The organism is Ferrimonas sp. SCSIO 43195 (genome assembly GCF_023716685.1).
GTDB classification, from domain to species: Bacteria; Pseudomonadota; Gammaproteobacteria; order Enterobacterales; family Shewanellaceae; genus Ferrimonas; species Ferrimonas kyonanensis.
On record NZ_CP072679.1, the window covers coordinates 4,559,871 to 4,572,004 of the forward strand.

A 12,134-nucleotide genomic window follows, 5' to 3' on the forward strand; every position below is an offset into this window, starting at 1 on the left:
ATTCAGTCGTCCATATACTAGGGCGCTAAACCAACAAAGAGATACCATTATGGGACACCTGTCACAAGCTAATTTTGTACCTCTGAACATCGCCGTTCTGACCCTGTCTGATACCCGTGATTTCGACACCGACAAATCCGGCCAATTTCTGGAAGACTCACTGCTGGCGGCCGGCCACAAGCTGGCGGATCGCCGCATCATCAAGGACGACAAGTACCAGATTCGCGCCGTCCTGTCCGAGTGGATCGCCTCCGATAACGTTCAGGTAGTGATCACCACCGGCGGCACCGGTTTCACCGAGCGCGATTCCACGCCGGAGTCGGTGGCCGTGCTGTTCGACAAGCAGATCGAGGGCTTTGGCGAGCTGTTCCGTCACATCACCTTTACCGAACTGGGTACCAGCACCGTGCAGAGTCGCGCCATCGGTGGCATGGCCAACCGCACCGCCATCTTCTGCCTGCCCGGCTCCACCGGCGCCTGCCGCACCGGCTGGAACAAAATTCTGGTGGAACAGTTGAACAGCACCCACACGCCGTGCAACTTCGTTACCCACCTGAAACCGGTTGAGGCCTGATCATGAGCGGATTTACCCACATCAATCCCAAGGGCGAAGCCCACATGGTGGATGTCACCGAGAAACAAGCCACCGAGCGGGAAGCCCGCGCCGAAGCGATCGTCAAGATGGCCCCCGACACACTGGCGATGATTGTCGAAGGTCGTCACCACAAAGGGGATGTGTTTGCCACCGCCCGCGTTGCCGGCATCATGGCGGCCAAGCAGACCTCGAACCTGATTCCGCTGTGCCACCCGCTGATGCTGACCAAGGTGGAGTTGGATCTGATTCCGGAGCCCGAGTTCAACCAGGTTCGCATCCGCAGCCTGTGCAAGCTGTCGGGGCAAACCGGCGTCGAAATGGAAGCCCTGACCGCCGCATCTGTGGCAGCGCTCACCATTTACGACATGTGTAAAGCGGTGCAAAAGGATATGGTCATCGACGGTGTTAAGCTTCTCGAGAAGCGTGGCGGCAAATCCGGCCACTTTAAGATTGACGAGGCATAAAATGATTAAGGTTCTGTTTTTCGCTCAGGTGCGGGAAGTGATTGGTGTTGACCAGATTGAGCTGGAATACCAGCACTGCATGACCACCAACAGCTTGCGCACCTTCCTGGCTGCCCAGGGAGACAAATGGGAACAGGCCCTGGGAACCGACAACCTGTTAGTGGCCGTGAACCAGACGCTGAGCCAATGGCAGGTCGAACTGGAAGACGGTGACGAGGTCGCCTTCTTCCCACCAGTAACCGGAGGCTAACGATGAACCGGGTACAAACCCAAGATTTCTGCGTCGCCGATGAGTACGCCAGGCTGGCAGACAACCCAGCCTGCGGTGCCGTGGTGACCTTTGTCGGCAAGGTCCGCGACTTTGGTGACAACCAGGGCGTCACCAACATGGTGCTGGAACACTACCCCGGCATGACCGAAGCGGTCCTGACCCAGATCGAGCAGGAGGCCCGCCAACGCTGGCCTCTGGACGAGGTGACCATCATCCACCGGGTCGGCCCACTGACCCTGAGCGACCAGATTGTGTTTATCGGCGTTTCCAGCGCCCACCGTAAGGCGGCTTTTGCCGCCAGCGAATACCTGATCGACTTCCTCAAGACCCGGGCGCCGTTCTGGAAAAAAGAGCAAACCGACGCCGAAGCCCATTGGGTGGAAGCCAAGGACTCAGACCAACAAGCCGCCGAGATGTGGCACGAGGAATAACCGTTATGATGCGTCTCTTTATTGCCAGCCTGCTGGTGATCGTCGGCTGTAGCGCACACGCACAGGAATTGAAGGTGGCCGTGGCAGCCAATTTTGCCCACACCTTCGCCGACATCGCCCAGCGTTTCGAGGCCGAAACCGGCCACAAGATTCGAATCTCTTCCGGATCCACCGGGGGCTTGTACACCCAGATCCAACACGGTGCCCCCTTCGATCTGTTCCTGGCTGCCGATAAAGAACGTCCCGCCTTGCTGGAAGCCGATGGTAAAGCGGTTTCCGGCAGCCGCACCACCTACGCCATCGGCCAACTGGCCTACTGGCAGCGCCAGGGGCAACCCAGTGAAGCCAGCCTGAGCCAATGGCAGGATAAGCTGTCCATTGCCAACCCCAGACTGGCCCCCTACGGGGCGGCCGCCAACCAGGTGCTGACTCGACTCAAGGCCAAGGAGCGACTCCATGGCCGCATCGTCACCGGGGCCAATATCCTGCAAGCCTACCAGTATGTGGATAGCGGTAATGTCCAGGCTGGCCTGGTGGCGCTGTCTCAGCTGCGCTCGGCCAATGTCAGCCCGGATCGCTACTGGATCATTCCCGACAGCTACTACCATCCGCTGGAGCAGCAGGCGGTGGTTCTGACCCGCAGCCAATACCCCGAACTGGCCCAGCAACTGCTGACCTTTATGGCCGAACAACACCAATTGATTTCCGATGCCGGATACCAGGTCAGCAGCTATGTTGCTGTCCGCTGACATCGAGGCCCTGTGGGTCACCTTCAAGCTGGCCACCATTACCACCATCGCCCTGATCCTGGTCTGCCCGCCACTGGCCTGGTGGCTGGCCCACAGCCGCTCCCGGTTGCGCCCCATGGTGGAGGCCGTGGTGGCCCTGCCGCTGGTGTTGCCACCGACGGTGCTGGGTTTCTACCTGCTGCTGGCGTTTTCCCCCCAGTACGCCATGGGATCGACGTTTCAGGAGCTGTTTGGCCAATCACTGGCGTTCTCCTTCACCGGACTGGTGATCGGCTCGATGATCTATTCGTTGCCCTTCGTGGTGCAGCCGCTGCAATCCGGCTTTGTCACCATGGGCACCGGCGAGCTAGAGGCTGCCGCCACCCTGGGCATGGGGCGCTGGCAGCGCTTCCACTACGTGGTGTTCCCCATGACCAAGCGCAGCTTTCTGCTGGCCTCGATGCTGGGCTTCGCCCACACCCTGGGAGAGTTTGGGGTGGTACTGATGATCGGCGGCAACATTCCCGGAGAAACTCAGGTCATCTCCATCGCCCTGTTTGAACACGTGGAGGCGCTGGCCTATGACCAGGCCCACACCCTGGCTGGCGGCCTGCTGGTGTTGTCCATGTCGCTGCTGGTGTTCATCTACGGCTTCCTGCAACAAAACGAACGCCGCTGGGGATACTGGTAACCATGCAACTGAAATTCGATCTGAAGGGGCACCTGGGGCAGTTTAACCTGGAGGCCAAGTGTGACCTGGAGATGCGCGGCATCACCGGTCTGTTTGGCCCCTCCGGCGCAGGTAAAACCTCACTGCTGAGGGCCATCGCCGGACTCAACCGGGAGCTGGAAGGCACCATCGAGTTGGATGGCGAGGTGCTTCAGGACAGCGCCAAGGGCGTGTTTGTGCCCCCGGAACAGCGCCGCATCGGCATGGTGTTTCAGGACAGCCGCCTGTTTCCGCACCTGACGGTGCGCGGTAACCTGGATCTGGCCCGACGCCAGGCGAAAGACAAGTTCATTCCTCTGCAGAAAGTGATCGACGGCTGCGACATTCGCCCGCTAATGGAAAAACCGGCCCCATCGCTGTCTGCCGGACAACGACAACGGGTGGCCATCGCCCGGGCACTGATGGCAGCCCCGAAAATCCTGCTGCTGGACGAGCCGCTGGCGGCGCTGGATTTTGCCAGCCGTCAGCACCTGATGGGCTTCCTCAACGACACCGCCACCCCATTTCCCATGGTCTACATCAGCCATTCGGTCTCGGAAACCCTCAACCTGTGCGATCCGCTGATTCTGATGGGACACGGCAAGATCGACGCCATCGGCCCCACCAGCGACGTCGGCGATCACCTGCCCAAGCGCCGGGGCCACGCCGAGGTCAGCCATTATAATGCCGCCACCGGGGAACTGACCCTGAAGCTGGCGGAACACGGCCCGGAACTGCGTCCCGGTCAGGTGGTGGGCCTGGTATCCGAACCTCGCTGGCTGAAAAGCAAAACACCGTCCTGAATCTTTTCGAGGGAGGCCAAGCCTCCCTTTTTATTTTTCTATTTCTAATCAGCCACTTAAGCTCATTTCCAGCCTCCTCTTAGTCGCCATTCCCTGCCCCTGAACGGCGCATCTTCCGGAACCGTATCGCTGCGGTGACACAGAAAATGAAGATTATTACTGCAAAAGCGACGTAAACGGCTAAATTAGAGTTATCACTTAGGAAACCAACGGGAGGAATCGGTAACACCACCGGGCCGAGGAACGACACGCCCGCAACAGAGTAATTCACAATAACTAAGGAATGGATGATGAAACTGATGACTCTGGCCGCGTCACTGACGCTGGCCCTATCCCCCGGCTGGCTGTTCGCCGCCGCCGACCCGGTGGCCAACGCCATCACCAGCGGCAAAGCCACCCTGGACATGCGCATGCGCTACGAGAATGTGCAACAGGACAACGCCCTTAAGGACGCCGACGCCCTGACCCTGAGAACCCGCCTCACCTACCAGACCGGCGCCGCCTATGGCTTTTCGGCGCTGGTGGAGTTTGAAGACTCCCGTCAGGTATTCAATGTCGATGACTACAACGACGGGCTGGGCTCTCGACCGGCGTATTCGGTGATCGCCGATCCGGAAACCACCGAACTGGATCAGGCGCTGCTGCAATACCAAAGCCGCATGATGACCGTCAAACTGGGTCGACAGGTCATCGCCTGGGACAACCAGCGCTTCGTCGGTCACGTGGGCTGGCGTCAAGACCGACAGACCTTCGACGGCGCCACCATCAGCTATACGCCGATGAAGAATCTGAGCCTTAACTATGGCTACCTCAGCCAGCGAAACCGCATCTTCGCCGAAGAGCGGGACGTCAATGCCGACGACCACCTGTTGAACGCCAGCTACAAAACCGCCTTCGGTACCCTGGTGGGGTATGGCTACCTGCTGGAGGTCGACGACAACACCGACAACGGCCTCGATACCTGGGGCGTACGCTTTGCCGGTAACACCGACCTGGACGGCACCACGATCTCCTACGCCGCCGAATGGGCGACTCAGGAATCGGACAGCGCCGGCGCCAGCTTCGACGCCGATTACTGGTTGTTGGAGGGCGGCGTCGGCCTGTTCGGCCTGAAAGCCACCCTGGGCTACGAAGTGCTCGGCTCGGACAGTGGCAACTACGGCTTTGCCACCCCGCTGGCCACCCTGCACAAGTTCAACGGTTGGGCCGATCAGTTCCTGACCACCCCCGGTCAGGGGTTGGAAGATCTGTACCTAACTGTGACCGGGCAATTGCCGGTGGGTGCCTGGACGCTGGCCTACCACGATTTCGAGGCCGAACAATCCACCCCCGGGGTCAGCGACCTTGGTGATGAATGGAACCTGCAGTACACCACCAAGTTTGCCAAACACTACAATGGCGGCATCAAGTACGCCATGTACGCCGCCGGCGACGCCGCCAGTGGCAAGGTGGATACCGACAAACTGTGGCTGTGGGTCGGCGCCAGTTTCTGACGCCAGCACACTCCGATCAAGCCAGGCCTAGGCCTGGCTTTTTTGCTGTCAGGGGTGGTGATCGATGTCGTCCGGCATCCGTACCCAGGGGTATTGACGCGCCTCGTAGATAGACAGCTCGGGGGCGGGAAAATCGTTGTCGGCAAAGGCCCCCACCGGAATGACGATAGCACCGGGCAGAGCCAACAGCCGAAAGTACACCGTGGCGCCACACCGAGGGCAGAAGTGAAACGCCACCTCATTGCCGCTGTCCGCCTGCCGCAGGTATCGACTCGACGTGCCGCTCACCTTGACCTGCGGTTCGGCAAAACGGGCCTGAGTGGCAAACACATTGCCGCTGCGGCGCTGGCAGGCTCGGCAATGGCACACCGACACTCGCAGCGGCGCCCCGATCACCTCGGCCTGAAGCTGACCGCAACTGCAGCGAGCGATGGAGGGGGTGGAACTCATGGGCCGTATCCTTGTATCGACAATTCTGGGTCCACGCTATCAAAGCGGTAGCGAACAAGGCAAACCTTGCTGGCAAGCGCCCCTTATCAACCTGGCCACCGCATCTGTTACACTGGCGCCTTTCGGTGCCTTCAGCCTGGCACTTCCGTCGTTTTCTTTGAGTCCAAGATGATTCCGATTCTGCACCAGCACCGCGATTTTGTGGTGATCAACAAGCCCGCCGGCATCCATTTCCACAGCCAGGATGGCCAACCTGGCCTGGTGGTGCAGCTGGAGCGGCAGTTGTCGCTGAAACTCTACCCGGTGCATCGACTCGACACCGTCACCTCCGGCGTACTGGTGCTGGCCACCAATCCGGCCACCGCAGCCGCGCTCACCGAGGCCTTCAGCACTCACCAGATGGAAAAACGTTACCTGGCGCTGTCGGATCGCAAGCCCAAGAAGAAACAGGGCAGCATTAAAGGCCACATCGTCAAGGCCCGCCGCGGTGCCTGGAAGCTGGCCAGAGACGGCGATGGCAATCCGGCTCACACCCAGTTCGTCAGCCACGGGCTGGGGCAAGGGCTGCGCGCCTACCTGCTGCGACCGCTATCCGGTAAAACCCACCAGATCCGCGTCACCCTCAAGAGTCTGGGCGCCCCCATCCTCGGCGACGCCCTGTATGGCGGCAGCGAAACCGATCGCACCTACCTGCACGCCCTCAGCCTGGCCTTTGAGCTTAACGGACACAGCCACCACTTCTACGCATTGCCACAACAGGGGCCGGAGTTTGCAACGCCGGCGCTACTGACGCAATTGCAGCAGTGGCAGCAGACGCCCCCTCTCTGGCCCAAATAACTCGGCTTTTCAGCGCTATACTTAGAGGAACCGGAGGCATACCTGATGAACACCGATTCCATGCTATTGACGCTGATTGCCATCTTACTCCCTCCCGTTGCGGTATTTCTGCATCGAGGGCTGGGACGGGATTTGCTGATAAACCTGCTGGCTTGCCTGCTGTTTTTTGTTCCTGGCATCCTGCATGCGCTGTGGGTGGTTCACCGCAAACACCCCTGATTCAGATACAAAAAAGGCGCCATCGGCGCCTTTTTAATTTCGGTGTTCGATTACCCCTGCCCACAGACCGGACAGCCCGGCGCCTTCGGCACCTTCATCTCTCGAAACTGCATGGTCATGGCATCGATCATCAGCATACGACCATGCAGCGGCTTACCCATGCCAGACAACTGCTTGATCGCTTCGGTAGCCTGAATGCAGGCCACCAGTCCCACCACCGGCGCCAGGATGCCACTTTCGACACAGGACAACTGCTGGTTGCCGAACATGGCAGAAAAACAGTGGTAGCACGGCTGGTCGTCGGCGTAATTGAGGACAGTGACCAACCCCTCCATACGAATTGCCGCCCCGGACACCAGCGGCACCCTGGCATCGAAACACGCCTGGTTGAGCTGATTGCGGGTATCCAGGTTGTCGGTGCAATCCAGCACGATGCTGTGCTGGGCCACCTGCTGCGCCAACTGCTCAGCATCCAGCTTATGCTCGATCACCGCCACCTCGACGTGGGGATTGAGCTCGGCAATGGCCGTACGGGCAGACTGGGCCTTGTTCATGCCCACCCGGGCATCGGTATGCAGAATCTGTCGCTGCAGGTTGTGGGTTTCCACCTGGTCAAAATCCACCAGGGTCAGACGACCCGCCCCGGCCGCCGCCAGATACTGAGCCGCGCCACAGCCCAGACCACCGACACCAATCACCAGGATTTGGGCTTGCTTGAGGGCCTCCTGGCCATCGAGGTCAAACGCGGGAATCACGATTTGACGGTTGTAGCGCATCATCTCCTGATCGGACAGAATCTCCATCACAAGCCCCCCAGAACCTGATTGAAGGGCTCCACCGACACCTGGGCGCCAGGCTCAAGGCCGCCTTCATCCCGGGCCAGCACGATAAAGCAGTTGGCCCGGCTCATGGAGGTGGTCATGTCCGAGCCCTGAGCGCCGGTGGTTTCTACCCGCAGCTGGCCGTCGTCAGCACGGGACAACACCCCGCGCTGGTACTCCTGTCGCCCCGGCTTCTTACGAATGCGGTCGGTCAGGGTGGCCGTCAAGGTCAGCGCCTGCTGACGTCGCTCGCCCCCCAGGTGCTGCAGGAACGGCTGCACCAGTTGGTAGCAGGTGACCATCGAGGACACCGGGTTACCCGGCAGACCACAGAACCAGGAGTTAGGCAGCTTGCCAAAGGCAAACGGCTTGCCGGGCTTGATGGCCAGTTTCCAGAAATTAATCTTGCCCATCTCATCCAGCACCACCTTGATGTAATCGGCTTCGCCGACAGACACCCCACCAGAGGTGACCACCACATCGGCCAGCTCATCGGCACGGCGGAAGGCATCGCGGACCAGCTCGAGATCGTCGGCGATCACTCCGAGGTCGATCACCTTGGCCCCCATGGCCTGCAACATGGTTCTCAGGGCGTGGCGATTGGAATCGTAAATCTGACCGGCCTGCAGCGGTTGCCCCGGCGGTACCAGTTCATCCCCGGTGGAGAACAGGGCCACCGTCAACGGCTTAAGCACCTGGACCCGGCCATGACCCACCGTGGCCAGTACCCCAATCTCGGCGGCACCGATGCGGGTACCGCGGGCCAGCACCTGCTGCCCCTGCTTGAGCTCGCTGCCACGGTGGCGAACGAAGAAGCCCGGCTCAACCTCAACTCGAAAGCGAACCTGATCGCCGTCGGCGTCGGCCTCTTCCTGCATGATGATGGCGTCCATCTGCGGTGGCAGTGGCGCACCGGTCATGATGCGGACGCAAGCACCGGCCGGCACGTCGCCGTCGAAGGGAATCCCGGCAAACGCCTTACCGGCGATGGCCAATGGTTGCCCTTTCACCACCTCGGCCGCCCGGACGGCATACCCGTCCATGGAGGAGTTATCAAACCCAGGCAGGTCGATGGCAGAACACACGTCCTCAGCCAATACCCGGCCGACTGCTTCCTCCAGGGCCACCTCTTCAACCTGAATCAGGGGTTCACAGGCGCCGTACATTTTTTCCAACGCCGCCGCCGGGAGCATCAGTCCCGGCTGGCTGCAACAATCCTGCTGTGCCATCTCTTCGCCTCTCGAACCATAATGGCGGTCATTATGCCACTGCACCGCAGAGAAGCCTATTGATCGACACCCCCTTCCCCCCTTGTTTTTTGGATTTGACTGGCTATAATTTGCGCCCCCCTGACAACGGTCAGGCATTCAGTCTTTCGGGTTCCCTCACCCCGCTTACCAAAAAGGTGACATTATGTTGCAACTTACCGCGGCGCAGGTGAAACGCGCCCTGATCATCCTGGTCAGCTTTCACATTATCGTTATTACCGCCAGCAACTACCTGGTGCAGCTCCCGTTCCAGATCTTTGGTCTGCACACCACCTGGGGCGCCTTCAGTTTTCCCTTTGTCTATCTGGCCACGGACCTGACGGTGCGGATTTTTGGTGCCCCATCGGCACGCAAAATCATCTTTGGTGCCATGATGCCGGCGCTGCTGGCCAGCTACGTCATTTCGGTGCTGTTCTTTGAAGGCCAGTTTCAGGGTGGCGAGGGGCTATTGAGCTTCAATACTTTCGTCGCTCGCATCGCCTTTGCCAGCTTCGCCGCCTACCTGTTCGGTCAGTTGATGGACATCAAGGTGTTTGCCCGCCTGCGTCAGACTCAGCAATGGTGGGTTGCACCGGCAGCATCCACCATTTTTGGGAACCTGATCGATACCCTGGTGTTCTTTTCGGTGGCATTCTATGCCAGCTCGGATCCCTTTATGGCCAGCCACTGGCCGGAGATCGCCAGCGTCGATTATGGCTTTAAGTTACTGATCAGCCTCGGGCTGTTTCTGCCAGCTTATGGCGTTTTACTGAAATTCCTGTCGGATCGCATCTTGCTGTCTGACAACTCAATACCAAGGACCCTCGCCTAATGAGCCTGCGGCATTTCAATGAGTCACTGATCACAGCCAGCCTCGCCTGGCTGTCCGAGAACCACAGCGATGCCGCTCACGATCTGGACCATGTCCTGAGGGTCGTGGCCACCGCCGACAAGCTGGGTCGGGCCGAGGGTGCCCAACTGGATGTGTTGTTGCCGGCGGCCTACCTTCACGATTGCGTCTCCATCGACAAACGCGATCCCCGCCGCAGCCAGGCATCGACTCTCAGCGCCGACGCCGCCATTGAGTGGTTAAGCCAACAGGGCTATCCGCAACCTCTGCTGGCCCCCATTCACCATGCCATCGCCAGTCACAGTTGGTCTGCCGGCCTGGAGACTACCACTCTGGAAGCCCGAGTACTGCAAGACGCCGATCGTCTTGATGCCCTAGGCGCCATCGGCACCGCCCGCTGCCTGATGCTGGGTGGACAATGGCAGAGCGAGCTGTATCACGGCCAGGATCCCTTTGCCCAGCAGCGGGAGTATGACGATAACCGCTACAGCCTGGACCATTTTTTCGTTAAGCTGCAACACCTGCCGGGACAACTGAAAACCGTTGCCGGTCGCCAGGAAGGCGAACGTCGTTGGCGCTGGATGGAAAGCTTTATTGAGCAACTAAAATCTGAACTTCCGGAGTAGGAGATGTACCACATGAACTGGCGTAAAGGCAGTATTGAAGAAGTAATGGCTCTGGTGGAGCAGGTGCCGGAGTTGGATCGCCCCTACCCGCTGGAGACCTATCAACAACGGTTGAATGAAGTCCCACACCTGATTCAGATTGCCGAAGTCGAAGGCGAAGCCGCCGCATTCAAAGTAGGCTACGCCCTCAATGACACCGACTTTTACTCCTGGCTTGGTGCGGTATTGCCGGACTTTCGGGGCCTGGGAATCGCCAAGGCGCTGCTGCAGGGCCAGGAACAATGGGTGGCCGAGCAGGGCTACCGCCTGATCAAAGTAAAGAGCCGCAATCGCTACCCGGCCATGCTGCGGATGTTGCTGGGCAAGGGCTACCACCTGGTGGACATGGAGCGGGCCAGCGATACGCCATTGGATTACCGCATCCTGCTGGAAAAGAGTTTGTAAAAAAAAGCCGATAGTGGTTGCAATGCGAATGAGAAAGGTTATCATTTGAGTGCGTTCCAACACTTAACCACCAGAACGATTTTGGTGGTCTTTAGCTCACAGCATTGCTCACACGGTTTGGCCAGCATCAATTGCTGGCCATTTTTTTTGCGCAGCCATCGCCTTCAAGCTGAATCAAAAAAAACACAAAAAGGGTTGCATCACAGATGAGAATGGTTATTATTTACATGCGTTCCAACATTTAGTCACCAGAAAGACGTCGGTGGCGTTTTAGCTCACAGCATTGCTCACACGGTTTGGCCAGCATCGATTGCTGGCCATTTTTTTTGTCGGTCACTCACACAGGGCCAACACCTGAACCACCAGGGCATCGATCCCCTTCGCCGCCTGAGACAGGCCATCGGCCAGCATGTACGCCGGCGTTGTCACCACCTTATGCCGCCGATCCACATGGATCGCCTCCACCGAACAGGGATGATGTTGTCCCCCCATGGCATTGAATGCCGCCGCCGTCTCATGGTCCGTGCCTATGGTGCCCTCGATGCCGTCACCATAGATTCGGGGCAACATCATCGGGCTGATGCACAGGTATCCGGCCGGCTTTCCCGCCTGTGCAAATCCCCCAGCCGCCGCCATCATCGCCTCGGTCAGCTGACACTCGGTTCCCGCCAGGGCAAAATCACACAGGTTTTTGGCCGCCCCGAAGCCGCCGGGAACCACCAGCGCATCAAACTCGGCCGCATGCAGTTCCGACAATGGCCGTACCTGCCCCCGGGCAATGCGGGCGGCCTCCACCAGGCAATTACGCGCCTCACCCTCGACCACTTCACCGCTGAGATGATTGACCACATGCAATTGCTCGGTATCTGGAGCAAAGCACTGATAGGCCGCGCCATTACGTTCTATGGCCAGCATGGCCAATACCGACTCGTGGACCTCCGAGCCATCAAACACCCCGCAACCACTGAGTATCACAGCAATCCGCTTCATTCGGTTCTCCTCTTATTCCATTAGAGACTAAAAAGTAATAGCTATATAGCCAAATATTGCTAATTTGTTAACGCCGATCTCTATACATGGCGATTTTTTATGCTAACTTATTTCGCCAGATGTCGGATGGCATTCCAGCAGTTTTCAGGCCTTCCA

17 protein-coding genes are annotated in these 12,134 nt (G+C 59.1%); 13 read left to right on the forward strand and 4 right to left on the reverse strand.

What is annotated here, in order from left to right; genetic code table 11:
- Positions 1-49: 49 nt before the first annotated feature.
- From moaB to J8Z22_RS21105, 8 genes are all read left to right on the forward strand, one after another.
- Positions 50-574, forward strand: coding sequence for a molybdenum cofactor biosynthesis protein B (gene moaB / locus J8Z22_RS21070; RefSeq protein WP_028111298.1), 525 nt, complete (start codon positions 50-52; stop codon positions 572-574).
- Positions 574-1,059, forward strand: a complete 486-nt coding sequence (gene moaC, locus J8Z22_RS21075; protein WP_252010505.1) for a cyclic pyranopterin monophosphate synthase MoaC — start codon at positions 574-576, stop codon at positions 1,057-1,059. The genes moaB and moaC overlap by 1 nt, the downstream gene beginning before the upstream one ends.
- A 1-nt stretch (position 1,060) precedes the next feature.
- Positions 1,061-1,309, forward strand: a complete 249-nt coding sequence (gene moaD / locus J8Z22_RS21080) for a molybdopterin synthase sulfur carrier subunit (protein WP_028111296.1) — start codon at positions 1,061-1,063, stop codon at positions 1,307-1,309.
- Between the two features lie 2 nt (positions 1,310-1,311).
- On the forward strand, positions 1,312-1,761 hold the full coding sequence (gene moaE / locus J8Z22_RS21085) for a molybdopterin synthase catalytic subunit MoaE (protein WP_028111295.1): 450 nt from the start codon (positions 1,312-1,314) through the stop codon (positions 1,759-1,761).
- Positions 1,762-1,766: 5 nt separating this feature from the next.
- Positions 1,767-2,510: a molybdate ABC transporter substrate-binding protein gene (gene modA, locus J8Z22_RS21090; RefSeq protein ID WP_252008039.1), complete on the forward strand. Its 744-nt coding sequence runs from the start codon at positions 1,767-1,769 to the stop codon at positions 2,508-2,510.
- Positions 2,494-3,180 carry a molybdate ABC transporter permease subunit gene (gene modB / locus J8Z22_RS21095; RefSeq protein ID WP_028111294.1) on the forward strand — a complete coding sequence of 229 codons (687 nt, stop codon included), beginning with the start codon at positions 2,494-2,496 and terminating at the stop codon, positions 3,178-3,180. The genes modA and modB overlap by 17 nt, the downstream gene beginning before the upstream one ends.
- Before the next feature lie 2 nt (positions 3,181-3,182).
- Entirely contained in the window at positions 3,183-4,001 is an 819-nt protein-coding gene (locus J8Z22_RS21100) for an ATP-binding cassette domain-containing protein (RefSeq protein WP_051252210.1), read from the forward strand.
- Positions 4,002-4,291: 290 nt separating this feature from the next.
- The gene (locus J8Z22_RS21105) at positions 4,292-5,494 is read left to right on the forward strand and encodes an alginate export family protein (protein ID WP_371878146.1); all 1,203 of its coding nucleotides are present in this window, start codon (positions 4,292-4,294) and stop codon (positions 5,492-5,494) included.
- A 48-nt stretch (positions 5,495-5,542) separates the two neighbouring features.
- Here J8Z22_RS21105 and J8Z22_RS21110 read toward each other — a convergent pair whose 3' ends face one another.
- Positions 5,543-5,944, reverse strand: coding sequence for a GFA family protein (locus tag J8Z22_RS21110; protein ID WP_252008042.1), 402 nt, complete (start codon positions 5,942-5,944; stop codon positions 5,543-5,545).
- A 168-nt stretch (positions 5,945-6,112) separates the two neighbouring features.
- Between J8Z22_RS21110 and J8Z22_RS21115 the strand changes: the two genes are divergently transcribed.
- Together J8Z22_RS21115 and J8Z22_RS21120 are read left to right on the forward strand one after the other, a co-directional pair.
- Positions 6,113-6,781, forward strand: coding sequence for a TIGR01621 family pseudouridine synthase (locus J8Z22_RS21115; protein ID WP_252008045.1), 669 nt, complete (start codon positions 6,113-6,115; stop codon positions 6,779-6,781).
- A gap of 45 nt (positions 6,782-6,826) precedes the next feature.
- Positions 6,827-7,000 (forward strand): YqaE/Pmp3 family membrane protein, encoded by a 174-nt coding sequence (locus tag J8Z22_RS21120; RefSeq protein WP_252008047.1) that lies wholly within the window; start codon positions 6,827-6,829, stop codon positions 6,998-7,000.
- A gap of 50 nt (positions 7,001-7,050) precedes the next feature.
- On the opposite strand, the gene moeB is transcribed toward J8Z22_RS21120, so the two are convergent.
- Together moeB and moeA are read right to left on the reverse strand one after the other, a co-directional pair.
- Positions 7,051-7,803: a molybdopterin-synthase adenylyltransferase MoeB gene (moeB, locus tag J8Z22_RS21125; protein ID WP_252008049.1), complete on the reverse strand. Its 753-nt coding sequence runs from the start codon at positions 7,801-7,803 to the stop codon at positions 7,051-7,053.
- The gene (gene moeA, locus J8Z22_RS21130; RefSeq protein WP_252008051.1) at positions 7,803-9,050 is read right to left on the reverse strand and encodes a molybdopterin molybdotransferase MoeA; all 1,248 of its coding nucleotides are present in this window, start codon (positions 9,048-9,050) and stop codon (positions 7,803-7,805) included. The genes moeB and moeA overlap by 1 nt, the downstream gene beginning before the upstream one ends.
- Positions 9,051-9,234: 184 nt before the next feature.
- Between moeA and J8Z22_RS21135 the strand changes: the two genes are divergently transcribed.
- From J8Z22_RS21135 to J8Z22_RS21145, 3 genes are read left to right on the forward strand one after another with little or no spacing between them, the layout of a single operon-like run.
- Positions 9,235-9,900 carry a 7-cyano-7-deazaguanine/7-aminomethyl-7-deazaguanine transporter gene (locus J8Z22_RS21135; protein ID WP_028111287.1) on the forward strand — a complete coding sequence of 222 codons (666 nt, stop codon included), beginning with the start codon at positions 9,235-9,237 and terminating at the stop codon, positions 9,898-9,900.
- A complete protein-coding gene (locus J8Z22_RS21140) occupies positions 9,900-10,544 on the forward strand; it encodes an HD domain-containing protein (protein WP_051252208.1) in 645 nt (214 codons plus the stop codon). The genes J8Z22_RS21135 and J8Z22_RS21140 overlap by 1 nt, the downstream gene beginning before the upstream one ends.
- A gap of 12 nt (positions 10,545-10,556) precedes the next feature.
- A complete protein-coding gene (locus tag J8Z22_RS21145; RefSeq protein ID WP_252008054.1) occupies positions 10,557-10,988 on the forward strand; it encodes a GNAT family N-acetyltransferase in 432 nt (143 codons plus the stop codon).
- Between the two features lie 333 nt (positions 10,989-11,321).
- On the opposite strand, the gene elbB is transcribed toward J8Z22_RS21145, so the two are convergent.
- Positions 11,322-11,978 (reverse strand): isoprenoid biosynthesis glyoxalase ElbB, encoded by a 657-nt coding sequence (gene elbB, locus J8Z22_RS21150; RefSeq protein WP_252008056.1) that lies wholly within the window; start codon positions 11,976-11,978, stop codon positions 11,322-11,324.
- Positions 11,979-12,134 lie beyond the last annotated feature (156 nt).

What these genes read in the sequence shown, in the direction of transcription:
- moaE (WP_028111295.1), top strand. Translation starts at nt 1,312, where the DNA reads ATGAACCGGGTACAAACCCAAGATTTCTGCGTCGCCGATGAGTACGCC.
- moeA (WP_252008051.1), bottom strand. Translation starts at nt 9,050, where the DNA reads ATGGCACAGCAGGATTGTTGCAGCCAGCCGGGACTGATGCTCCCGGCG.
- moeB (WP_252008049.1), bottom strand. Translation starts at nt 7,803, where the DNA reads ATGGAGATTCTGTCCGATCAGGAGATGATGCGCTACAACCGTCAAATC.
- J8Z22_RS21105 (WP_371878146.1), top strand. Translation starts at nt 4,292, where the DNA reads ATGAAACTGATGACTCTGGCCGCGTCACTGACGCTGGCCCTATCCCCC.
- moaD (WP_028111296.1), top strand. Translation starts at nt 1,061, where the DNA reads ATGATTAAGGTTCTGTTTTTCGCTCAGGTGCGGGAAGTGATTGGTGTT.
- J8Z22_RS21100 (WP_051252210.1), top strand. Translation starts at nt 3,183, where the DNA reads ATGCAACTGAAATTCGATCTGAAGGGGCACCTGGGGCAGTTTAACCTG.
- J8Z22_RS21140 (WP_051252208.1), top strand. Translation starts at nt 9,900, where the DNA reads ATGAGCCTGCGGCATTTCAATGAGTCACTGATCACAGCCAGCCTCGCC.
- J8Z22_RS21145 (WP_252008054.1), top strand. Translation starts at nt 10,557, where the DNA reads ATGAACTGGCGTAAAGGCAGTATTGAAGAAGTAATGGCTCTGGTGGAG.
- moaB (WP_028111298.1), top strand. Translation starts at nt 50, where the DNA reads ATGGGACACCTGTCACAAGCTAATTTTGTACCTCTGAACATCGCCGTT.
- modA (WP_252008039.1), top strand. Translation starts at nt 1,767, where the DNA reads ATGATGCGTCTCTTTATTGCCAGCCTGCTGGTGATCGTCGGCTGTAGC.
- J8Z22_RS21115 (WP_252008045.1), top strand. Translation starts at nt 6,113, where the DNA reads ATGATTCCGATTCTGCACCAGCACCGCGATTTTGTGGTGATCAACAAG.
- elbB (WP_252008056.1), bottom strand. Translation starts at nt 11,978, where the DNA reads ATGAAGCGGATTGCTGTGATACTCAGTGGTTGCGGGGTGTTTGATGGC.
- J8Z22_RS21110 (WP_252008042.1), bottom strand. Translation starts at nt 5,944, where the DNA reads ATGAGTTCCACCCCCTCCATCGCTCGCTGCAGTTGCGGTCAGCTTCAG.
- modB (WP_028111294.1), top strand. Translation starts at nt 2,494, where the DNA reads ATGTTGCTGTCCGCTGACATCGAGGCCCTGTGGGTCACCTTCAAGCTG.
- J8Z22_RS21120 (WP_252008047.1), top strand. Translation starts at nt 6,827, where the DNA reads ATGAACACCGATTCCATGCTATTGACGCTGATTGCCATCTTACTCCCT.
- J8Z22_RS21135 (WP_028111287.1), top strand. Translation starts at nt 9,235, where the DNA reads ATGTTGCAACTTACCGCGGCGCAGGTGAAACGCGCCCTGATCATCCTG.